Source organism: Marinobacter sp. AL4B, assembly GCF_019916045.1.
Classification (GTDB): Bacteria; Pseudomonadota; Gammaproteobacteria; order Pseudomonadales; family Oleiphilaceae; genus Marinobacter.
This window is the reverse complement of sequence record NZ_JAILWZ010000011.1, coordinates 1,122,279-1,143,513: the sequence shown is the minus strand read 5'-3', so window position 1 is coordinate 1,143,513 and position 21,235 is coordinate 1,122,279. Positions and strand designations below refer to the sequence as shown.

Sequence of the window (21,235 nt, the reverse complement as noted above, 5' to 3'; positions counted from 1 at the left end):
GATAATTTGCGCGGATTATACCGGTGTATCGGTATAGGTGCGAGTAAGGGGTTGTGACGTGATCAGGCTGTCGGTTTGAAGCTGTGCAGGCGATTCATGGCCGCTGCCAGTTTGCCGCTGGCTGCATCCGGAAGTACGCGCATGATTTCGTCGGTGACTGCGTTCAGTTCCTCGGTTTCTTTTTTCCCGAGGCGGCCAAGAACGTAACCCGTCACCTTGCGGCTGTCGCCGGGGTGGCCGATGCCGATTCGAAGACGTTGGAAATCTTTGGTGCCCAGATGTGCGATAGCGTCGCGCAACCCGTTATGGCCGCCGTGACCACCGCCTTTTTTTAGTTTGGCTGTGCCGGGGGCGATATCGAGTTCGTCGTGGGCGATCAGGATGTTTTCAGGCGCGATCTTGAAGAAATCCGCGAGTGCCTTGATGGCCAGGCCGCTGCGGTTCATGAACGTGCTGGGGTTGAGCAGATGCAGGTCAAGGCCCTGCCAATGAATGCGAGCGTAAAGCCCGTGGTACTTCTTTTCGGGGCGGAGCGTCTGACCCGCATCGCGGGCCAGAGCTTCGACGAACAGGGCGCCGGCATTGTGGCGGGTATTCTCGTAGTCGGCGCCGGGGTTACCCAAGCCAACAACCATGACAATATCCTGTGCCATATGCCAGTCCCTCCGGAGTAATTACTCCTCGCCGCCTTCCTCAGCTTCTTCAGCGTCTTCGGCGTTATCAGCCTTAGCGCCTTTCGGCTTGTTGATAGATACAACAGCCTGGTCGTGCTCAGCATCCAGAGCAGGGATGCGAACGCCTTCTGGCAGTTTCAGGTCGCTCAGGTGAACAACTTGATCCAGCTCAACGTCGGTCAGATCGATCTCGATGAACTCAGGCAGATCCTTGGGCAGACACGCTACTTCAACTTCGGTCAGCAGACGGAAGGCTACGCCACCGAATGTCTTGATCGCAGGAGCGGTGTCTTCGTTCACAAGGTGAACCGGAACATGAACAACGAGCTCGTGATCTTTGTCTACACGCAGGAAGTCAGCGTGGATCAGGCGCAGTTTGTACGCGTGACGCTGCAGGTCTTTCAGGATAACGCTTTCTTTCTTACCGTCCAGATCGATGGTCAGGATCTGTGAGAAGAAAGATTCGTTTTCCAGAGCTTTTTTCAGCTCGTTTTCCCAGATGGAAATGGAAACGGCATCTTTGCCTTCGCCATAGATGATTGCTGGGATTTTCTTTTCCTCACGACGCAGGCGGCGGCTCGCACCTCTCCCCTGATCGTCACGAGGAAATGCTTCAATAACAAATTCCTGGGACATGATATGTACCTCAATCGTCATCTGAACCGCCCGCGACCAGGCTTTTGGACAGATGATGTTTTTGAATAGCCCGAGAATTATTTCTCAGACTGACTAAAAGAGTCGGGAGCCTTGTTAGGCTCCCGACTCGGATACGGTTTCAGCGTGTTTTACCAATCTGAATTTGCGCTTCTATTCGGGGTTTCCGAATTACACGTTCTCAAACAGGGCGCTGATTGATTCTTCGTTGCTGACGCGGCGGATAGATTCCGCAAGCAGGCCAGCCATACTGAGGACGCGGATTTTATCACAATTCTTCGCTTTGTCACTCAGCGGAATCGTGTCGCAGACGATCAGTTCGTCGAGCTCAGATCCGTTAATATTCTCGATTGCCGGGCCAGACAGTACCGGGTGGGTAATGTAGGCAACAACGCGCGAAGCGCCGCGATTTTTCAGGGCTTCAGCGGCTTTGCACAGGGTGCCGGCGGTATCCACGATGTCATCCACCAAGATACAGGTTTTGTCGGCAACATCACCGATGATGTGCATAACCTGAGATACATTGGCTTTCGGGCGACGTTTGTCGATGATGGCTAGGTCGGCGTCGTCCATGCGCTTGGCAACGGCGCGGGCGCGAACAACACCACCTACGTCAGGGGATACAACGACAAAGTTTTCGAAACGCTGCTTTTCAATGTCTTCCAGCATCACGGGTGTGGCGTAGATGTTGTCTACCGGAATATCGAAGAAGCCTTGAATCTGGTCTGCGTGCAGGTCAAGCGTCAGTACACGATCCACGCCGATGCTGGAGATCATATCAGCTACGACCTTAGCGCTGATGGCGACTCGTGTTGAGCGAACGCGGCGATCTTGACGTGCATACCCATAATAAGGAACAACTGCGGTGATTCGTGATGCGGAGGCACGACGCAGGGCGTCAGCCATCACGATCAATTCCATCAGGTTGTCGTTAGTGGGGTAGCAGGTGGGCTGAATGATGAAAACATCATGGCCACGTACATTCTCATTGATCTCAACGGTGGTTTCACCATCGCTGAAGCGGCCAACAGTGGCTTCGCCCATGGGAATGTGAAGTTTTTGTGCGATTGCTTTGGCAAGCTCGGGATTGGCGTTGCCAGCGAAGATCATCAGTTTTGACACGACGGCATCCTTCTCGGTATCGGCGTTTGATTCAGAAGAAGCGGGAGAAAGGTGGCTGGGGTGGCAGGATTCGAACCTGCGCATGACGGGATCAAAACCCGTTGCCTTACCACTTGGCGACACCCCAGTATCGTGCTTTTCTGGCATCATCTTAGCTCTGTTAGCTTTGTGTGAAGTGGTGAAATGTTCACCCCTTTAGCTACGAACCCTTTGATGCCGGAGGGTTTGCTTTCCCAGATGATCCGCGCTGCGGATTCTGTAGGGAAACGTCCAAAAATGCAAGCCCCGGTTCCGGTTAATCTTGCAGGTCCGAATTGTGCAAGCCATTCCAGGCTTTGGTCGACCTCAGGATACAGTTCACGAACTACATCCTCGCAGTCATTTCGGTACCTCGAGGCGTCTCCCTCAAAAGCGGGGCGTATTTTCAATTTTGGGGTGTCTCTTGTCAACCCTTTTTCTGAAAAAATCTTTCCAGTGTTGACTTCGCAGTTTGGTTTTAGCACCAGGAACCAGTCCTGGGGCGGGTTTGCGGGAGTCAGTACTTCACCCACACCTTCTCCAATGGCTGCTTTGCCGCGAACAAAAACCGGCACGTCTGCACCCAAGGCCAGGCCGATGTCGGCCAGCTTTTCTTCACTAAGGTTCAAGTCCCAAAGATAGTTCAAGCCGAGAAGCGTGGTGGCGGCATTGGAACTGCCGCCACCCAATCCGCCGCCCATGGGCAGGCGTTTTTTTAAACGAATGCTAACGCCGGGTAACGGTTTCGCGCTGTGTAAAGCCAGTGACTGGGCGGCACGGATGATGAGATTTTGGTCATCGGGGACGCTTTCGATGGAATTTTCCAGGCGCACCCCGGCCTGGTCCGGGGTAAGAGTGAACGTCAGCTCGTCGCCATAGTCCAGAAACTGGAACAGGGTTTGAAGCTCATGGTAGCCGTCCGGGCGCTTGCCGGTGATGTGCAAAAACAGGTTTAGTTTTGCTGGCGAAGGCAGGGTGATGCAGGTCGACACGGAATTAATCCTCTCGCTGCCAGCGACTGATCACAACACGGACTCGTTTGTCGCCCTTCAGGGCGGTGATTCGTGCGGGCAGTTCGGGTAGGGCTTCTATGAACGGCTGCCAGCGATCGTACCGTATCTCCCAGCCATCTTGTTCGAGAATGGCCAGCTTATTTTGTTCATCAAACAGCAGGCGAAAATCACCGTCCGGAGCGGGCAATCCTCTGATCCACCAGGTTAAATTGTCGATGGGGAGTTGCCAGCCCGTGGCTGCCTGGATCAGTTTTTCAGGTTCTGAAGACTGGTAACGGTCTCCATTCGGCAACGTCAGCTGAATGTATCCAGGCACCCCTTTTAATTGGGTGCCGCCCATCCCCAGAAACGATGAAGACAGTGCCAGGTCGTAGCTTTCGTTGCGCTGTTGCCAGCGGTTGATCACCGCAGTCCCGCTGTCGGAGGGTTGTTTGACGGCCAATTTGCCCGACAGCAGCCAGTGATTGAATCGGGTTAATTCGTCCGAACGAGCAGCCCACTCAGCGGGTGGCTGTTCAGTCATGCCTTCGGGCAACGGTTCTAGTTGTATGGTGGTACAGCCAGTTATTGAGACTAGCAAGGCTAACAGAGTGAGCGTTCTGCGAATCATTCTTCGTCCCCTTCGCTGGTCAGACGCTCGATGGTTTTGAGAAGAATCTCGTGATCGGGGTCTTCATCCAGGCCTTCTTCCCAGACAATGCGAGCTTGTTCTTCCTCACCGATGCTCCAAAGCGCTTCGCCGTAATGGGCTGAGACTTCAGGGTCGGGATAGGCGCCCCAAGCTTCCGACAGGTATTCTAGCGCTTCCATCGTGCGGCCTTGCTTGAACAAGACCCACCCCAGGCTGTCGAGAATGGCAGGGTTGTCCGGGTCGAGAGCAAGGGCGCGTTCGATGTAGCCTTGCGCTTCCTGCAGACGATCGGTTCGCTCTATCAATATATAGCCGAGAGCGTTGAGGGTGATGGAGCTGGTTGGTTCTATGTCGAGGATCGCTGTCAGGTTTTGCTCTGCCTGCTCGTGTTTACCGTCAGCGTCCAGCAGCATGGCGCGCGCATAGCGAGCTTCAACGCTTTTTGGGTGTTCTTCGAGTGCCGTCTTGGTGGCGGCTAATGCCTTTGCTTTCATGTCTTGGTCAATCAGCAGATTGATTTCGAGCAGCCAAAACTTTTCGGCTTGTTGAGGGTTGTTGGCTCTTAGCGATTGTATATGGCTGAGCGCTTCATTCAGTTCGCCTGCCTGAGCTTGCAGCTCACTGGCGCGTGACAGGGCGGGGAAGTAGTAGTTGCCGGATTTCACGCTTTGGTAGTGATTGATGGCCAGTTCTATGTTTCCGGCTTTTTCTTCAATGCGGCCAAGGTAGAACTTGGCTTCGTCGGTGTGGTGGCCCTGGTTGACTAACGCTTGCAGATTTTCGCGGGCAATGTCAGGTTGCTGGTTTTCCAATGCCACTAGAGCGTGGGAGAGTTTCAGTCCCGGTGTTTCAGGATGGCGTTTTACCAGTCGCTGAAATTCGTCTTGAGCGGCTTGCAGCTTTTTCTCGTTAATGAGAATGCGGCCGTAAAGTGTGCCCATCTGACGGTTGTCAGGAAATCGGCGGGTATTGGTGGTGAGGTGGTTCAGCGCCGCCTTAGTTTGGCCGGTTTGGTAAAGCAAGTCGCCTTTGAGTGTGATCGCCGGTTGAAAGTTCGGGTGCGCACTGATTAAGGGCTCCAGGCGGTCCAGACCAGATTGGGAGTCGCCGGAGACTTTCATCAACAAAGCGATACCGTATTCCAAATCCGGCGTGTTTGGATGGCGTTCGGCTAAGCGCAGATACAGTGTCAGTAGTTCTTGTTGCTGCGCGGGAGGAAGTTGAGTGGCCATGGCGGCGAGGCTGTCGAAATCAGCGTCTTCGCCCTGATCCATGATCTTTTCCATGTGAACCAGCGCCGTTTCCAGGTTTTGCCGTTTGACCGCCTGAATGGCTGCTACACGGTGGGCTTGGACGTTTTCCGGCGATTTTTCGAGCCACAAATCAGCCAGTTGCTGTTGGGCGTTGTCGGCATTCAGGGTTTGGGCAATGCGCATGGCCCGTTCGATCACGCCATCGTCTTTGGAGGTTTTCGCGGCCTGAATATAATTGACTAGAGTAACGTCGTAGCGACCTCGTTGTGCCGCGACCTCTGCCGATAAGAGTTGATAAAGTACTTCGGGCTCGAAGTCGGCGTACTCTATATCGGTTTGCTCAGGCGCTGGAGTGGCAATGGGTTCCGGGGCCGGTTGAGTTGATGGCCCTGAAAAACTGGAACAGCCGGATAAAGTGGCGAAGGTGATTCCCAGCAGGCAGGTGGCCAGGTGTGGTGCGTTTCTTTGCATGCAGCGTCCTGTGAGCTCGAGGCTGTGTTTCAGAATGACCGTTCATTGCCTGAAAATTGAGGCAGATCGGATCGTGGTCAAGGCCGAGCGCCTATAATGGCATAAGCGCTTGAAGTTGCCCAACATGTCCGCAGTTGCCGAAGCCCGGGTGTTTTCAGGTGGCAGGCGCGAGCGGGCGCCGGTAGAATGAGGCTGCTTACCTTTCATTGGACTGAGGTGTTTTAAGCTCACAATGGCATTGCTGACACTGGGAATAAATCACCGCACTGCGCCCGTGGAAATCCGCGAGCGGGTAGCGTTTACGCCTGAACGGATGGCTGAGGCCTTCTCCGAACTGCGTGCGGCGACGGGTGCCAGTGAAGCCGGCATCTTATCTACCTGTAACCGCACGGAACTCTATTTGGCGGGCGACGACGATTGCGCGCCAGCGTTATTGCGTTGGTTGGCCGGGTTCCATGAGTTGGACGCGGCTGATCTTGAAAACGTGATATACGTGCACCGCGATTCCGACGCCGTGCGGCACATGATGCGTGTAGCCGCAGGCCTTGACTCTATGGTGTTGGGTGAGCCCCAGATTCTTGGCCAGCTGAAGGATGCATACGCCCTGGCGCGGGAACACAACGCCACGGGTGCCTTCTTGTCTCGCCTGTTTGAACACACCTTTTCTGTTGCAAAGCGAGTCCGGACAGAAACGGCGATCGGCGAAAACCCAGTCTCGGTTGCTTACGCGTCAGTCAGCATGGCGCATCAGATTTTCGCGGACATGTCCCGAAACAAGGCGCTGCTGATTGGTGCCGGAAAAACCATCGAGCTGGTTTCTCGCCATTTAGCCGATGCCGGTGTGCGTGATTTTCTGGTCGCCAACCGAACGCTGGAACGTGCCCAAGCGTTGGCCGAGATCCACGGCGGTAAAGGTATTGTCCTTTCCGAAATTCCGGATTACTTGGCCGATGTCGATATCGTAATCTCATCAACGGCCAGTCCGCTGCCGATTCTTGGTAAAGGCGCAGTAGAACGCGCTTTGAAAAAACGTAAACACCGCCCCTATTTTATGGTGGATATTGCGGTTCCTCGTGATATAGAACCGGAAGTGGGCGGCTTAGCGGATGTGTACCTATACACCGTTGACGATTTGCGCCAGGTGATTGAAGAAAACGTCCGCTCTCGGGAGGGTGCCGCCCGTGAGGCTGAGAACCTGATTGCCAGTGGTGTTCAGGATTTTCTTGATCAGCTGCGCGCGCTCGACGCTGTTTCTACCCTAAAGGTATTCCGTTCACGAGCGGAATCGCTCCGCGACGCGGAAACCGAGAAAGCGCTGAGAGCGCTGCGTAACGGTACCGACCCGGAAACCGCACTTCGCAGTTTGGCGCGGGGTCTGACGAATAAACTTCTGCACCAACCATCTACTCAAGTTCGTAAAGCCATGGCTGAAGGGCGTACCGAAGTTGCGGACTTACTGCGAGAGCTTTACCAGCTTGAAATGTTGGATGCTGACGAGCCCACCACCACGGAAAAACTATGAAGCCATCGATTAAATCCCGCCTTGAACAGTTAGTAGAGCGGTTCGAGGAGGTGAGTGCGCTGTTAAGCGATGCCTCAGTTATTGCCGACCAGAACAAATTTCGTGATCTTTCTAAAGAGTATGCAGAGATTGAACCTGTGGTGAGATGCTTCCAGGCATGGCAGCAGTCTCTGGATGATATCGCCGAAGCGAAAGAGTTGGCGAAAGATGGCGATGCGGATATGCGTGCCATGGCCGAAGAAGAGCTGTCTGATGCTCAGGCCCGAAGTGAAGAGCTGGATGCCGAGCTGCAACGATTGATGTTGCCGAAAGATCCTAACGACACCAAAAACGTGTTTCTGGAAGTTCGTGCCGGCACCGGTGGTGATGAAGCCGCTATTTTTGCCGGTGACCTGTTTCGCATGTATTCCCGTTACGCGGAAAAGCGCCGCTGGCAAGTCGAGATACTGAATGAGAACGAAGGTGAGCACGGCGGTTATAAAGAGGTGATCGCCCGTTTGTCTGGCGATGGCGTTTACGGAACACTGAAATTTGAATCCGGAGCACACCGAGTTCAACGGGTACCGGAAACCGAATCCCAGGGGCGCATTCATACCTCTGCTTGCACGGTGGCTGTTATTCCGGAAGCCGGCGAAGCCGAAACCATCGATATCAACAAAGGTGACTTACGCGTAGACACCTTCCGGGCCTCCGGTGCCGGTGGGCAGCACGTAAACAAAACCGACTCTGCGATCCGCATTACTCACCTGCCAACAGGGCTCGTAGTTGAATGTCAGGAAGAGCGGTCGCAGCACAAGAACCGCGCCAAAGCCATGAGCCTGCTGGCCTCTCGCCTGCAGAATGCCGAGCTCGAAAAGCAGCAGCAAAGTATGGCCGAAACCCGGAAAAGTCTGGTGGGTAGCGGTGACCGCTCAGAGCGCATCCGCACCTACAACTTCCCGCAAGGCCGGGTGACGGATCATAGAATCAACCTCACCCTGTATAAGCTGGACGAAGTGGTTGGTGGCGACTTGGATGCGGTGGTGGTGCCGCTGCAACAGGAACATCAGGCCGAGTTGCTGGCCGAGCTGTCACAGGATCAGTAATCCCTTGTTGACTTGTGAAGCTCTAATACAAGATGCCGAGGCCAGAATCGGTGGCGATTCACCCAAACTGGATGCTGAATTGCTGCTGAGCCACGTCAGCGGTCTGAGCCGCACTAGTTTTCGGGCCTGGCCTGAGCGTGAAATTACGGCGGAGCAGGCGGAACAGTTCTTCGTGCTTGTCGCCGAACGGGTTGAGGGCAAGCCCATTGCTTACCTTCTCGGCCAACAAGAGTTTTGGTCGTTGCCTTTGAGGGTATCCACGTCCACTCTGATACCTCGCCCCGATACCGAATGTCTGGTAGAAGCCGCCTTGTCGCTTGAATTGCCCGAGTCGGCGAAGGTTCTGGATTTGGGCTCCGGCACGGGCGCCATTGCCTTGGCTCTCGCCAGCGAAAAGCCCGAGTGGCAGATAACCGCTACCGATCGCATTGCCGAAGCGGTGGAATTGGCCCGTGAGAACAGCCAGAACCTGAATCTCCCGGTTTCGGTAATCCAAAGCCATTGGTTTGAAGAGCTCCCAGCAGGCGCTTTTGACTTGCTCATTTCCAACCCGCCTTATATTCCGGCCAGTGATCGCCACCTCAGCGAGGGCGATGTGCGCTTTGAGCCAGCATCGGCCTTGGTGGCCGGCAACGACGGTTTAGATGACATTCGGTTGTTGGTCACCCAAGGCTTGGGTTGGTTAAATGCTGGTGGTTGGATGATGTTGGAACACGGCTACGACCAGGGCGATGCGGTTCGGGATTTGTTTACCCAAGCCGGATGGCGCAACATAGAAACCCGCAAGGATTACGGCGGAAACGACCGCATGACCCTGGCCCGAAAGCCAGCCAGCGATTAACTGCGAGACTCTCTATGCTCAGCGATGACGAACTGCTCCGCTACAGCCGCCAAATCCTGATTCCCCAATTCGATATAGCTGGCCAGCAAAGGCTGAAAGAAGCTCGGGTCATTATATTGGGCTCCGGTGGCTTGGGCTGTCCGGTTGCGTTGTATCTGGGGGCGGCCGGAGTCGGGCAGTTAACTCTGGTGGATGACGACCAGATCGAACTGGCCAACCTGCAGCGCCAGATCGGCTTTCAGCAAAGCTGGCTCGGCGACTCCAAAGCCGAGCGTCTAGCTGAACGTGTTCGCGCTATTAACCCCGAAATTACGGTAAATGCCGTCAATCGCCGCGTGGATGGTGAGGACCTTGCGCAGTTGGTGGCTGATGCAACTTTGGTGCTGGACTGCACCGATAACTTCAACACCCGCTTCGCCCTCAACCGTGCGTCTGTTGCTACTGGCGTTCCATTGGTTTCAGGAGCGGCCATTCGGGGTGAAGGGCAGTTATCCGTTTATGATCCCCGAAACCCTGAGAGCCCGTGCTACCACTGTTTGTACGAAGAGCAAGGCAATGAAGACCTGACCTGCTCGGAAGCCGGTGTGATTGCTCCTTTGGTGGGCATGATTGGTTCGGCTCAGGCGATGGAGGCCATTAAAGTCATCAGTGGCGTAGGCCAGTCTTTGGTTGGTCGTTTGCTCATCCTGGATGCCTGGCAGATGCAATGGCGAGAAATGAAGCTCCTAAAAGATCCAGACTGCCCGGTGTGTTCGGTCTAACTCAAAGGTAGGGCAGGGTTGGGGCGGCTCTCCAAAAATGTGCGTAGCCATGGATGGCGGAGCAGAAGCGTCACATGGACGTGCCGAAGGAGTGGTTTTTGGAGAGCCGCCCCAGCCCTGCCTGGTCCCCTTACTCAGTCCTTCAAAGCCTGAAATCGGGCAATCGCTTCTTTCCGGCTTTCCTTCAAATCCACGATGGGCCGAGGATACCCTTTGGGAATCACTCCACCTTTCGACGGATCATGAATCCGTTTGTTATCCAGCTTCGCCAACTCTGGTACCCAGTTCCGGATAAACTCGCCTTTCGGATCAAAACGTTCGCTCTGGGTGACCGGGTTAAATACCCGAAAATAGGGCGCTGAATCTGTGCCTGTAGACGCACTCCACTGCCAGCCTCCGTTGTTAGAGGCCAGAAACCCGTCCACCAGGTTTTGCATAAACCAGGCTTCGCCCAGCCGCCAATCAATAAACAGGTTTTTGGAAAGGAACATCGCGGTGATCATCCGCAGGCGATTGTGCATCCAGCCGGTGGTTTTTAGCTGACGCATGGCGGCATCCACAATCGGAATACCGGTTATGCCTTCTTTCCAGGCTTCGAAATGCTCACCCGGCTCATTCCACTTCAGCGCCTCTGTTTCCGGCTTGAAGGCTCGGTGCATGCTGAGCCTTGGGTAGTGGTAAAGAATATTGATGTAGAAATCGCGCCAGGCAATTTCGTTGATCCAGGTTTCAATGCCCTCGCCGGAGCTGCCGGTTTGTTGGGCGGCGATCAAGCACTGGCGGCCTGACAAAACACCGTTCGCCAGGTAGGGCGACAGCAGGCTGGTGCCGTCCAGCGCGGGAAAGTCCCGGGTATCGTTGTAGCTGGCGGCGCGCTCTGTGAGAAATTCGTCCAGTGCATCGTGGGCGGCGTTTTCGCCGGTTTCCACCAAAGGCTCCGGAGCGTTCTCGAACGGGGCAGGGAGGGTGTCGGTTTGTTCCGGCGTGACTTCCGCCCCCTTGGCAGAGGGAGATGGATACAGCGTTGGGTGTGTTTCTTCTACCCATACCCGCCATCGGCGTGAAAACGGGGTGAAAACGGAATAAGGCTCGTCTTTCTGAGTGAGAATTTTCCCGACCGGCGCCACGGTTTGATCTCGGTATTTTTTCACTGCTACACCCAGCGAAGATAGCCTGTCCCGGACCTGCTTATCGCGTTTTCGCTCGTTGGCCCCATATTCCTCGTTGAAATGAAGTTGGCTAATGCCGTGCTGGCGGCAGTGTTGTTCCAGTACGTCAACGCTGGAATCAAAGGTTGCGGTATGGAGGAAGTTGAGCGTAATGCCAAGCTTGGCCAGTTGCTTTGACAGCGCATTGGCGTGTTCCAGCACAAACTGAACTCGCGCGGCTGACCAGTCGTGCTCCTGCCATTGTTCAGGTGTGACGATAAAGCACGCCCGTACGGGGCGACCGCTTTTGCAGGCGGCGGTCAGAGCCGCGTTGTCTGCGGTGCGGAGGTCGTTTCGAAGCCAGACCAGTTCAGCCATGAGCAGGTTTACCTCGTGCTGTGAAGTAGGGGTAATTACAGGCGAAAAATCATTAACTTATATATTCGCTGACCTTGCCTGATTGGATTATAGTTAAACAATAATCCCTGCCAGGAAAAAGGAGTTTTTTCCACGGTATGACTGAGAAATTCGAAAGCCCGCGCGATGGTGTCTGGGCGCATCCCTATCAACTGGTTTCCGGCCAGACGCAGCAGCACCAGCTCGGTCATACCCGTTTGTGGATCACGCTGTTGGATTTGGAGTGGCAGATCCGGGAACAGTCCTCAAAGCAAGGCACAGACCCTGAAAACTGGTACGAATCGACCGGCCATACTCTGCCATCGGCCGACGTGAAGGTTCAGCGCTTCGTGCGCACTAACGATGACGGGGTGCTTTGCTTTGTGCCGGCCATGGCCAACTTGCCGACGGTTATTCGGCCATTTCAGCCCCTGACCATCCCCGCCGGTGCCCGCTGTGTGCTGTACGTGGGTACGACACTTTGGATGAAAGTCTGCGTTGGTGAAGCGCGTACCGAACTGGCCGAGTTTCCGCTGGCACCGCCATCGATGACCTGGCTCGGCCGAAACACCTGCGAAGGTGAGTTGTGCTATGCCTCGTCAACCTATGGCCGTCTGGCGCTGGAGGCTGTGCCTAAACGCCCTTGGCGTGCAGTGACGCCCGTGACGATTATCAATGAGCGGGAAAAACCCTTACTGCTGGAGCGATTCAGTTTGCCTACACCTCTGCTGGCGATTTATCGGAACGAGCGGGGGCAACTCTGGACATCGGGTGTTACGGTGAAGTGTGAAACCGATATGAGTTCGGCCAGTTTGCACATCGACCATGCGGTAGTCGCTGAAGCGGGCAAGTGCGAAGCCATTGCCCCGGCCCGGGAAAAGTTGGCCCGGGGGCGCAGATTAGTACGTGCCGTGGACAACATCTTTGGTTGATAGCCTAACAGGAGTAGTGCTTTGTTTGATTCGATACAGCAAACAATCGCTGAAATAGCCAACGGCATAGCTTGGGGGCAGTGGTTTTCCGCGGCATTTTTGATGTTGTTGGGTGCGGTGCTCGGCACATTGCTCGCTCGGAGTTTAGGCCGCTTGGTGGGTGACCGGGTTTCCCGCCATCATCAGGTGATGATCCGCCGTTTGTGCTTCTATCTGGTGTTCGTGCTGTTTGCGGTAGCGGCGCTGCGTGAAGCGGGTTTTTCATTGGAAGTGGTGCTTGGAGCTGCCGGTATCCTGACTGTGGCCATTGGCTTTGCTTCTCAAACGTCAGCCTCGAATATTATCAGCGGTTTGTTCTTGGTTATGGAAAAACCCTTTGAGATTGGTGATGTTATCGATGTAGATGCCACCATAGGTGAGGTGGTGGCAATCGATTTGCTGAGCGTGAAGCTACGTACTCCCGACAACCTGTATGTGCGCATCCCCAATGAAACCCTGATTAAAACACGGGTGGTGAATCGGTCGCGCTTCCCGATCCGGCGCATCGACCTGACGCTGGGGATAGCCTACGCCGAAGATGTTGAGCGCGTTAGCGAACTGCTGCTGGAGCTGGCGGAGGAGAATGCCGCCTGTTTGGAAGAACCCAAAGCCTTCGTGCAGGTCACCGGTTTTGGTGCATCGTCCGTGGATTTACAGTTTTCGCTTTGGGTGCCCAAAGATCGTTTCCTTGAAGGTCGAAGCAGTATGATGATTGCTGTGAAGAAAATGCTCGATAGCCACGGCATCGAGATACCGTTCCCTCATACCAGCATCTATGCCGGTAGTCATTCAGAGCCATTCCGGGTGCAGCTGTTGGCACCGGAGCAACATAAAAATAAGGGTGTCCCGGATGTCGATAAGCACGACTGAAGTAACAACAACTACGCCACCAGCCATCGTTGAAAACAGAGTCGGGCTGGGTTGGCGCGAATGGGTAGGGTTACCGGAACTTGGTATTGACCGGATGAAAGCCAAGGTCGATACGGGCGCGCGTACCTCCTGCCTGCATACGTTTCGGACAGAGCCCTATACTGAGAACGGAGAGCGCCGGGTAAAGTTTTGGGTTCACCCTGTTCAAAATGAAATGAAGGAAGTCGTCGAGTGCGATGCGAAAGTGCTGGATGAACGCACGGTGACCGATTCCGGCGGTCACAAGGAGCTACGGCTGGTGGTCGAGACCATGGTCACTGTGGGGGGAGAAAGCTGGCCGATTGAAATGACACTGACCAACCGGGATTCTATGCGATTTCGGATGTTGCTAGGGCGCACCGCCTTGTCGGGCCGCGCTGTTGTGTACCCTGAATCCTCTTATCTTGCCGGCGAACCGGCACCAAGGACCTGATCATGAAAATTGCGATTATGTCGCGCAATCGTCACCTGTATTCGACCCGGCGTTTGATGGAAGAAGGCATCAATCGCGGCCACGAAGTGAAGGTGATTGATTGCTTACATTGCTCTATGAACATCACGTCTGCAGACCCCAGGATCCATTATCACGAGGAAGTGTTGGAAGACTTCGACGTGGTGATTCCGCGGATCGGTGCCTCGGTTACCTTCTACGGCACCGCTGTACTGCGGCAGTTCGAAATGATGGGCGTATTTCCGGTGAACGAGTCCGTAGCGATTACACGTTCACGGGATAAGCTGCGCTCGTTGCAGTTACTGGCCCGCAAAGGCGTGGGCATGCCGGTGACCGGCTTCGCCAATAAGCCAGATAACGTGCCGGAACTGCTGAAAATGGTGGGGGGCGCGCCGGTGGTGATCAAGTTGCTGCAAGGTACTCAAGGTATCGGTGTGGTGCTGGCGGAAACCCGAAAAGCGGCCGAAAGCGTGATAGAAGCTTTTATGGGGCTGAAGGCTGACATTCTGGTGCAGGAATTCATCAAGGAGGCCGGTGGTGCCGATATCCGCTGTTTCGTGATTGGCGACAAAGTGATTGCGGCCATGAAACGCCAAGGTGCCGAGGGCGAGTTCCGTTCAAACCTACACCGTGGTGGTACTGCCTCGTTGGTGCGCATTACCCCGGAAGAGCGGCGCACAGCCGTTACCGCGGCAAAAGCGATGGGTCTGAATGTGGCGGGTGTCGATTTGCTGCGCTCTAGCCGTGGTCCGCTGGTGATGGAGGTGAATTCCTCGCCGGGACTGGAAGGCATTGAAAATGCCACCGGTAAAAACGTTGCGGGTATGATCATTAATTGGACTGAGAAAAACTATAAGCCTTGGAAAACAAAAACCAAGGGCAGAGGCTGATCGTTCATGGCAAGAGCACCGTTTGAAATTGCTGGAGTGCAGGTGAAGGCCGGCACTCGCGAAACCGTGAACGTACAGGTGGCCAAGTTGTACACCCACACGCCGCTGCATATTCCTGTGGAAGTGGTGCATGGCCGCCGTGATGGGCCAGTATTGATGGTGTGTGGCGCTATTCATGGTGATGAAATCAACGGTGTCGAGATCATTCGCCGGGTGATGAAAAACTCGGCGCTGCGTCACCTTCGCGGCACCCTGGTGGCGGTGCCCATAGTGAACATATTCGGTTTTGTTCAGCGCACCCGTTACCTACCCGACCGCCGTGATCTGAACCGGTGTTTCCCCGGCTCAGAATCCGGCTCGTTAGGTGGTCGCATAGCCTATTTGTTGCGCACCCTGATCATGGAGAAGGTGACCCACATCATCGATTTGCACACAGGCGCCGTACACCGTTTCAACCTGCCGCAGATCCGGGCGGAACTGAAAAATCCGGAAACGACCCGCATGGCCGAAGCTTTTGGTGCACCCATCATTATTAATGCTGGGCTGCGGGACGGCAGCCTCCGTGCCTACGCAGATTCCCTCGACATACCTGTCATTACCTTCGAAGGTGGTGAAGCCCTGCGTTTTGATGATGTGGTGATTGCCAGCGGTGTGAAAGGCATTATCCGAGTGATGCGGGAACTGGAAATGGTGCCGGCCAAGAAAGGTCCCAAGGCACCGAAGAAACGATCGGAAACCGCGGCAAACTCGCAGTGGGTGAGAGCCGACATCGACGGCATCATGCGTCCAGTCGCTCGTTTGGGGCAACGAGTGCGTAAAGGACAAAAGTTGGCGATGGTTGCTGACCCGTTCGGTGAAGCGGAAGTCGCGATTGCATCGCCGTGCTCGGGCATTGTGATCTGTGTGAACAACTTGCCGCTGGTGAATGAAGGTGAGGCGATTTATCACATCGCCCGTTTTGATGAGCTGGGTGAGGCGGAAAAAGCCATGGATTACTTCCGAAGCTCATACGAAAGCGAGGTGCCCGAAGACGCAGCTGTTCCGGTTCACCCTTGGGATGACCTGCAGAAATAAACTGTGGAGAGACTATGATCTGGCATCAGAACATCATTGAGTTGCCGTCGTACCCAAGGGGCTTCAATCTGGTTACCGACGACATCCTCGCGCGGGCGCCGGAGCTGACCAACTGCGAAGTCGGCTTGTTGAATCTTTTTATTCAGCACACCTCGGCGTCCTTGGCGATCAATGAAAATGCGGACCCGGATGTTCGCGGCGATCTGGAGCGACACTTCAATGTGATGGTGCCGGAAAATGCGTCTTACTATGAACACACGCTCGAAGGCCCGGATGACACCACCTCCCACATCAAGAACGTGATCATCGGGCCCTCACTGACGATTCCCATCACTCACGGCCAGTTGGCGCTGGGCATTTGGCAGGGTATTTATCTGTGCGAACACCGGAATCATGCGGGTGGAAGAAACATTGTGGCGACGTTGCAGGGTCGTTGGTGACTTAAAGATAAGTGGAAGTCAGGGCGCTTGGCACCGGTAAAGTTCCGGGCCAAGCGCAGGTAGGCTAACGATTAGTCGTCCAGATGCTTCCCAAGCATGGCGTGGTAAAGCTCACGGTCGCCGATGGCGCCGGTGATTTGTCCGCCTTCTTCAACCAACAGACTGTGGCCGGTGAAGTAGCGAATTTCGACGGCATCTCGCAGTGGTGTGTTTGGGGCGATGCGTGTCGGCTGCTTGGCTAAGCTATCGATGGCTTGTCCTTCTTGCCAGGGTTGGGTCTGAAAGGTTTGGCCATTGCTGGTAACAACCGCTTTTTCCGCTGATTCGGGCGTGTGCAGCCATATGTCGTAGCGCTTGTTCAGGCAACGATTGCCTTGAGCATCTTCCTGAATCTCGTCAATCGGCAGGGCCAGCGAACGAGCCGCCAGAACGTTGAGTGGGTTGGTGCTGGCTACGAAGCTTTTGACGTAATCGTTTTCAGGGTGCAGCACGATCGATTCGGGCTTGCCGTGTTGAACGATCTGGCCATCTTTCATGATCGCGATATGGGAGCCCAGCTTGAGGGCTTCGTCCAAATCGTGGCTCACGAACACGATGGTTTTCTGTAGTTCGTCCTGCAAACTCAGCAACTCATCTTGCAGCTGGTGGCGGATCAGCGGATCGAGTGCGGAGAAGGGCTCGTCCATCAGCAGGATTTCGGATTCGGTGGCCAATGCCCGGGCAAGCCCGACACGCTGGCGCATGCCACCGGAAAGCTCGTCCGGGCGGCACTTGGCCCAGGCCGATAGGCCAACCAAATCCAATTGGCGTGCGACTTTTTTCCGGCGTTTGTTTTTGCTCATGCCTTGAAGTTCCAAGCCGAAGGCCACGTTGTCTTCAACGGTCAGCCAAGGCATCAGAGCAAAGCTCTGGAATACCATGGAGATGCGCCGGGTACGGATATCGCGCTGTACTTTTTCGCTGGCTTGGGTGAAGTCCACCATCTCACCGTCGTGTTGGATGCGAATAGCGCCGCTGGTGACGTCGTTCAAGCCGTTAACGCAGCGTAGCAGACTGGATTTTCCGGAGCCGGAAAGCCCCATCAGTACGCAAATTTCGCCTTTTTTGACGCTAAGGTTGGCGTTCTGAACGCCCACCACCAAGCCCGTCTTGTCGCGGATTTCCGCACGATCGAGGCCTTGATCAATCAGCGGCAATGCTTGTTGAGGCTGTTTGCCGAAGACGACATTGACGTTTTCAAATTCGATCATTGTGAAGGCTCCCCAGCATTACGTTGGCGGAAGAAACGGTCCATCCAGATAGCCAGCAGTACAATGGCCAGTCCGGCTTCGAAACCTTTGCCGATATCGACGGTATTCAGCGCGCGGACAACCGGAACGCCCAGGCCATCGGCCCCAACCAGTGCAGCGATCACGACCATAGACAGCGACAGCATGATGCACTGGGTCACACCGGCACCGATGGAACTCATGGCGGCGGGAAGTTCGACCTTGAACAGCAGTTCCCGGTTGGTGCAGCCGAAGGCCTTACCGGCTTCAACTAGTTCGGTTGGAACCTGGGAAATGCCGAGGTAGGTCAATCGCACTGGTGCGGCAATGGCAAAAATGACGGTGGAAATGACGCCGGGTACCACGCCCAGACCAAACAGCGTTAGTGTAGGGATCAGGTAGACAAACGGCGGAATGGTTTGCATAAGGTCCAGCATTGGCTGTAGGAATTTGTAGAGCCATTGGCTGTGGGCGGCATAAATGCCCAGAGGGATGCCGATGACTATGCACAGCAGCGTGGCGTAGAGCACCAATGACAAGGTGGCCATGGTGTCTTCCCAATAGCCAATGTTCCAGATCAGCAAGAAGCTGGCGGCGGTAAATAGTGTGAGCCCCCAGCGGCGATGACGGAGGTGGGCCGCCACGGTTAACAGCAATACAAGGGCAGCAGGCGGTATCCATAGAAGGGCGTCGGTCAGCCCATGAATCATGCTTTGTAAGCCTTCGGATACAGCGTCGAAAAAGCCGCTGAAATTGATGACTAGAAAATCAACAACGTCTTCCATGAAGTCGCCGAAAGGCAGTTGATGCTCAGTTATCCAGTTCATGGTTTTCTGTCTTTTTAGGTGCGGGCAGAGCCGGCACGGGAAATGAGTGGTGTCGGTAATTCAGATCAAGCGCCCCGGGCCATCAGCCCGGGGCGTGGTTGTGAAAGCTGCGGTGTTGTGGGGTCAACACACCGGGCTTTACTGCTTTAGGTAAGCTTTCACCGCAGGCAGCGCGTCTTCGCCGTTCAGAGTGGTGACGCCGTCAAGCCAGCTAGTCAGCACGTCCGGGTTGTTGGACAGCCAGGCGTTGGCGGCATCACGCGGGTCTTCGCCGTCGTTCAGGATGGCGCCCATCACTTCGTTTTCCATGGTCAAGGAAAACTTCAGGTTGGTCAGCAGGGTGCCTACGTTCGGGCATTCATTCAGATAGTTTTCACGAACGTTGGTACGAACCGTCGCGCCACCGTAGTTTGGCCCAAAGAAGTCGTCACCGCCGTCCAGATACGCCAGATCGTGGTTAGCGTTCATCGGGTGCGGCTCCCACGCAAGAAAGACCACCCACTGATTGCGGCGAACTGAGCGGCTGACTTGCGACAACATGCCGGCTTCGCTGGATTCAACTACGCGGAAGTCGCCCAGACCGAAGGCGTCCTGATCTACCATTTCCTGAATTAGTCGATTGCCGTCGTTGCCGGGTTCAATGCCGTAGATGCGTTCGTTGAACTCGTCAGCGTGCTTGGCGATATCCGCAAAGCTTGTTACGCCTGCGTCGTACACAAACTGAGGGACGGCCAAGGTGTATTTCGCACCTTCCAGGTTGGTGATAACGTTTTCAACGTCGCCGCTTTCCAGATATGGGCGCACATCGCCTTCCATCGTTGGCATCCAATTACCCAGGAATACGTCGATGTCTTTGTTTTTAAGAGAGCGGTAGGTGACGGGTACAGACAGAACTTTGGCGCTCGGCTCGTAGCCCATACCTTTTAGTACTTCGGAAGCGAGTGCCGTGGTGGCGGTAATGTCTGTCCAGCCGACGTCGGCGAAACGAACGGCTTTGCATTCGGCGGTCGGGGCTGCCGCAGCAGTTCCGCTCATTGCGAGGCCAGCACAGGCCAACATAATCTTTTTCATGGTCGTTCTCCTTTCTTGGCTTTTTGTCACGTCGTTATCGTTGTGCGTTTTTCCAGTCAGGGTGCTCCCACACGGGGGCTGACGAGGGTGGTAGCAGTTCGCGACCGAGGATGTGATCGGCGCATTTCTCGGCCAGCATGATGGTGGGTGCGTTCAGATTACCGCTAACCACACTCGGCATGATGGAGGCATCTACCACGCGTAGGTTGCTCACGCCGTACACCCGGGCTTCTTCGTCAACAACCGCCATAGGGTCGTCAGCTGCACCCATTTTGCAGGTGCACGATGGGTGGTAAGCGCTGTCTGCGTATTCCCGGACAAAGGCATCGATGTCTTCGTCCGTGGTGGCGCGGGCTCCTGGACGGAGTTCTTCGCCCCGGAATGGATCGAAACCTGCCTGGGCGAATATTTCCCGGGTCAGTTTGATGCTTTGCCGCATTTCCCAACGGTCTCGTTCGGTGCTGAGTAGTTTCGGATCGATCATCGGGTGATCCGTCGGGTTGGCGGATTTCAACTTCAGAAAACCGCGGCTGGTTGGGCGCATAGGGCCAACGTGGGCTTGATAACCGTGGCATTCAGCATCTTTTCGGCCGTGGTCAATCACCTGCGACGGCAAGAAGTGGTACTGAATGTCTGGGTGCTGTACCCCCGCTTCGGAACGAATGAATCCACCGGCTTCCAGGTGCGCCGTTCTGCAGGCACCCCAATCGTGGTTCAGGAACCATTTCATGCCCGCGAGGGTTTTGCCGGGCTGGGTGGTGTACTTGTACAGAGTAACCGGCTGGATCGACTTATGCTGGACGTAGATTTCCAAATGGTCCTGTAGGTTTTTACCGACGCCCGGGCGGTCGGCCACAACAGGAATGTTGTGCTCTTGCAATTCATCGGCTGCACCGATGCCCGAGAGCATCAACAGTTGTGGCGAGTTGATAGCGCCGCCGCTGACAATGACTTCTTTTCGGGCGGCTACGCGAATGATTTTGCCATTTTGTACGTACTCAACGCCCACGGCCTTTTCGCCTTCAAACAGAATGCGCGTGGTCATGGCTCCTGTTTCAGTGGTTAGGTTCGGGCGGTTGAGTGCCGGCCGTAAGTAAGCCTGAGCGGCGCTCCAACGTTTGCCTTTGCGGATGGTCATGTCCATTTCGCCAAAGCCTTCTTGCTGGAAGCCGTTCATGTCTTCCGTGTAGGGGTAGCCGGCCTGTTTGGTGGCTTCCAGGAATGCGCCGAACAGCGGGTTGTGCTCGTCGCCGGTATGAACGTTTAGCGGGCCGTTGTCGCCGCGGTAATCGTCGGCACCTTTTTCCCGGCTCTCGGCTTTGCGGAAATAAGGCAATACATCCTGGTAGCGCCAGCCTTTGGCACCTTCGTCGTGCCAGCGGTCGTAGTCGTACGCGTGGCCGCGGATATATACCATGGCGTTCAGAGTGGAACCGCCGCCCCAGACCTTTCCGCGAGGCCAGTACAGTTTGCGGTTGTTGAGGTGCTCTTGTGGCTCGGTGTGGTAGTACCAGTTGTACTTGTCGTCCATGAGGTTGTACATCAGTGCCGCAGGCATGTGGATTTTCCAGGTGTCGTCACGACGCCCGGCTTCCAGTACCAGTACCTGTTCATCGCCGCTTTCGCTCAACCGGTTCGCAAGTACACAGCCGGCAGAGCCGGTACCAACAACCACATAGTCAAATTCGTTATCAAACTGCAAAGCTGTCTCCTTCATACGGATGCGGGCAAGCAGCCCGCAGCGA

Annotated in this window: 21 protein-coding genes and 1 tRNA gene; 10 read left to right on the top strand and 12 right to left on the bottom strand. The window is 55.2% G+C overall.

The annotated features are described in order from the left end of the window. Window positions 1-62: 62 nt before the first annotated feature. The 7 genes from pth to K5L82_RS09285 form a co-directional block, all read right to left on the bottom strand. A complete protein-coding gene (gene pth, locus K5L82_RS09315; protein ID WP_133006333.1) occupies window positions 63-653 on the bottom strand; it encodes an aminoacyl-tRNA hydrolase in 591 nt (196 codons plus the stop codon). A 21-nt stretch (window positions 654-674) separates the two neighbouring features. Beyond that, window positions 675-1,310: a 50S ribosomal protein L25/general stress protein Ctc gene (locus K5L82_RS09310; RefSeq protein WP_133006332.1), complete on the bottom strand. Its 636-nt coding sequence runs from the start codon at window positions 1,308-1,310 to the stop codon at window positions 675-677. Window positions 1,311-1,499: 189 nt separating this feature from the next. After that, window positions 1,500-2,450, bottom strand: coding sequence for a ribose-phosphate diphosphokinase (locus K5L82_RS09305; RefSeq protein WP_133006331.1), 951 nt, complete (start codon window positions 2,448-2,450; stop codon window positions 1,500-1,502). 52 nt (window positions 2,451-2,502) lie between these two features. Beyond that, window positions 2,503-2,577: transfer RNA gene (locus tag K5L82_RS09300), tRNA-Gln, on the bottom strand. A gap of 19 nt (window positions 2,578-2,596) precedes the next feature. Then, window positions 2,597-3,460, bottom strand: a complete 864-nt coding sequence (gene ispE, locus K5L82_RS09295) for a 4-(cytidine 5'-diphospho)-2-C-methyl-D-erythritol kinase (protein ID WP_223133906.1) — start codon at window positions 3,458-3,460, stop codon at window positions 2,597-2,599. Window positions 3,461-3,464: 4 nt separating this feature from the next. Then, complete coding sequence (lolB, locus tag K5L82_RS09290) at window positions 3,465-4,091, bottom strand: lipoprotein insertase outer membrane protein LolB (RefSeq protein ID WP_223133905.1); 627 nt, start codon at window positions 4,089-4,091, stop codon at window positions 3,465-3,467. Next, window positions 4,088-5,836, bottom strand: a complete 1,749-nt coding sequence (locus K5L82_RS09285) for a tetratricopeptide repeat protein (protein WP_223133904.1) — start codon at window positions 5,834-5,836, stop codon at window positions 4,088-4,090. The genes lolB and K5L82_RS09285 overlap by 4 nt, the downstream gene beginning before the upstream one ends. 232 nt (window positions 5,837-6,068) lie before the next feature. Here K5L82_RS09285 and hemA point away from each other — a divergent pair, with 232 nt between their 5' ends. From hemA to K5L82_RS09265, 4 genes are read left to right on the top strand one after another with little or no spacing between them, the layout of a single operon-like run. Next, window positions 6,069-7,358, top strand: a complete 1,290-nt coding sequence (hemA, locus tag K5L82_RS09280; RefSeq protein ID WP_223133903.1) for a glutamyl-tRNA reductase — start codon at window positions 6,069-6,071, stop codon at window positions 7,356-7,358. Continuing rightward, window positions 7,355-8,443 carry a peptide chain release factor 1 gene (prfA, locus tag K5L82_RS09275; RefSeq protein WP_133006326.1) on the top strand — a complete coding sequence of 363 codons (1,089 nt, stop codon included), beginning with the start codon at window positions 7,355-7,357 and terminating at the stop codon, window positions 8,441-8,443. The genes hemA and prfA overlap by 4 nt, the downstream gene beginning before the upstream one ends. 4 nt (window positions 8,444-8,447) lie before the next feature. Beyond that, on the top strand, window positions 8,448-9,284 hold the full coding sequence (prmC, locus tag K5L82_RS09270; protein WP_262492557.1) for a peptide chain release factor N(5)-glutamine methyltransferase: 837 nt from the start codon (window positions 8,448-8,450) through the stop codon (window positions 9,282-9,284). A 14-nt stretch (window positions 9,285-9,298) separates the two neighbouring features. Continuing rightward, a complete protein-coding gene (locus K5L82_RS09265) occupies window positions 9,299-10,045 on the top strand; it encodes a HesA/MoeB/ThiF family protein (RefSeq protein ID WP_223133901.1) in 747 nt (248 codons plus the stop codon). Window positions 10,046-10,179: 134 nt separating this feature from the next. Here K5L82_RS09265 and phrB read toward each other — a convergent pair whose 3' ends face one another. Further along, complete coding sequence (phrB, locus tag K5L82_RS09260) at window positions 10,180-11,571, bottom strand: deoxyribodipyrimidine photo-lyase (protein ID WP_223133900.1); 1,392 nt, start codon at window positions 11,569-11,571, stop codon at window positions 10,180-10,182. 137 nt (window positions 11,572-11,708) lie between these two features. Here phrB and K5L82_RS09255 point away from each other — a divergent pair, with 137 nt between their 5' ends. Genes K5L82_RS09255 through K5L82_RS09230 form a run of 6 tightly spaced genes read left to right on the top strand, consistent with a single transcriptional unit; the run spans window position 11,709 to window position 16,324 of the window. Next, the gene (locus K5L82_RS09255; protein ID WP_223133899.1) at window positions 11,709-12,521 is read left to right on the top strand and encodes a hypothetical protein; all 813 of its coding nucleotides are present in this window, start codon (window positions 11,709-11,711) and stop codon (window positions 12,519-12,521) included. Between the two features lie 21 nt (window positions 12,522-12,542). Beyond that, window positions 12,543-13,430, top strand: coding sequence for a mechanosensitive ion channel family protein (locus K5L82_RS09250; RefSeq protein ID WP_228258964.1), 888 nt, complete (start codon window positions 12,543-12,545; stop codon window positions 13,428-13,430). Further along, a complete protein-coding gene (locus K5L82_RS09245) occupies window positions 13,411-13,902 on the top strand; it encodes an ATP-dependent zinc protease (RefSeq protein ID WP_133006321.1) in 492 nt (163 codons plus the stop codon). Before K5L82_RS09250 ends, K5L82_RS09245 begins: the two co-directional genes overlap by 20 nt. A 2-nt stretch (window positions 13,903-13,904) precedes the next feature. Continuing rightward, window positions 13,905-14,810, top strand: coding sequence for a 30S ribosomal protein S6--L-glutamate ligase (gene rimK / locus K5L82_RS09240; protein WP_133006320.1), 906 nt, complete (start codon window positions 13,905-13,907; stop codon window positions 14,808-14,810). A 6-nt stretch (window positions 14,811-14,816) separates the two neighbouring features. Beyond that, complete coding sequence (locus K5L82_RS09235; protein ID WP_133006319.1) at window positions 14,817-15,884, top strand: succinylglutamate desuccinylase/aspartoacylase family protein; 1,068 nt, start codon at window positions 14,817-14,819, stop codon at window positions 15,882-15,884. A gap of 14 nt (window positions 15,885-15,898) precedes the next feature. Continuing rightward, the gene (locus tag K5L82_RS09230; protein WP_223133898.1) at window positions 15,899-16,324 is read left to right on the top strand and encodes a secondary thiamine-phosphate synthase enzyme YjbQ; all 426 of its coding nucleotides are present in this window, start codon (window positions 15,899-15,901) and stop codon (window positions 16,322-16,324) included. Window positions 16,325-16,395: 71 nt separating this feature from the next. Here the strand turns inward: K5L82_RS09230 and choV are convergent, their stop codons facing one another. The 4 genes from choV to betA form a co-directional block, all read right to left on the bottom strand. Further along, window positions 16,396-17,574 (bottom strand): choline ABC transporter ATP-binding protein, encoded by a 1,179-nt coding sequence (gene choV, locus K5L82_RS09225; RefSeq protein ID WP_133006317.1) that lies wholly within the window; start codon window positions 17,572-17,574, stop codon window positions 16,396-16,398. Further along, entirely contained in the window at window positions 17,571-18,419 is an 849-nt protein-coding gene (gene choW / locus K5L82_RS09220) for a choline ABC transporter permease subunit (RefSeq protein ID WP_223133897.1), read from the bottom strand. Before choW ends, choV begins: the two co-directional genes overlap by 4 nt. A 138-nt stretch (window positions 18,420-18,557) precedes the next feature. Then, on the bottom strand, window positions 18,558-19,490 hold the full coding sequence (locus K5L82_RS09215; protein WP_223133896.1) for a choline ABC transporter substrate-binding protein: 933 nt from the start codon (window positions 19,488-19,490) through the stop codon (window positions 18,558-18,560). A gap of 34 nt (window positions 19,491-19,524) precedes the next feature. Further along, window positions 19,525-21,192 carry a choline dehydrogenase gene (betA, locus tag K5L82_RS09210; RefSeq protein WP_316933382.1) on the bottom strand — a complete coding sequence of 556 codons (1,668 nt, stop codon included), beginning with the start codon at window positions 21,190-21,192 and terminating at the stop codon, window positions 19,525-19,527. Window positions 21,193-21,235: the final 43 nt, after the last annotated feature.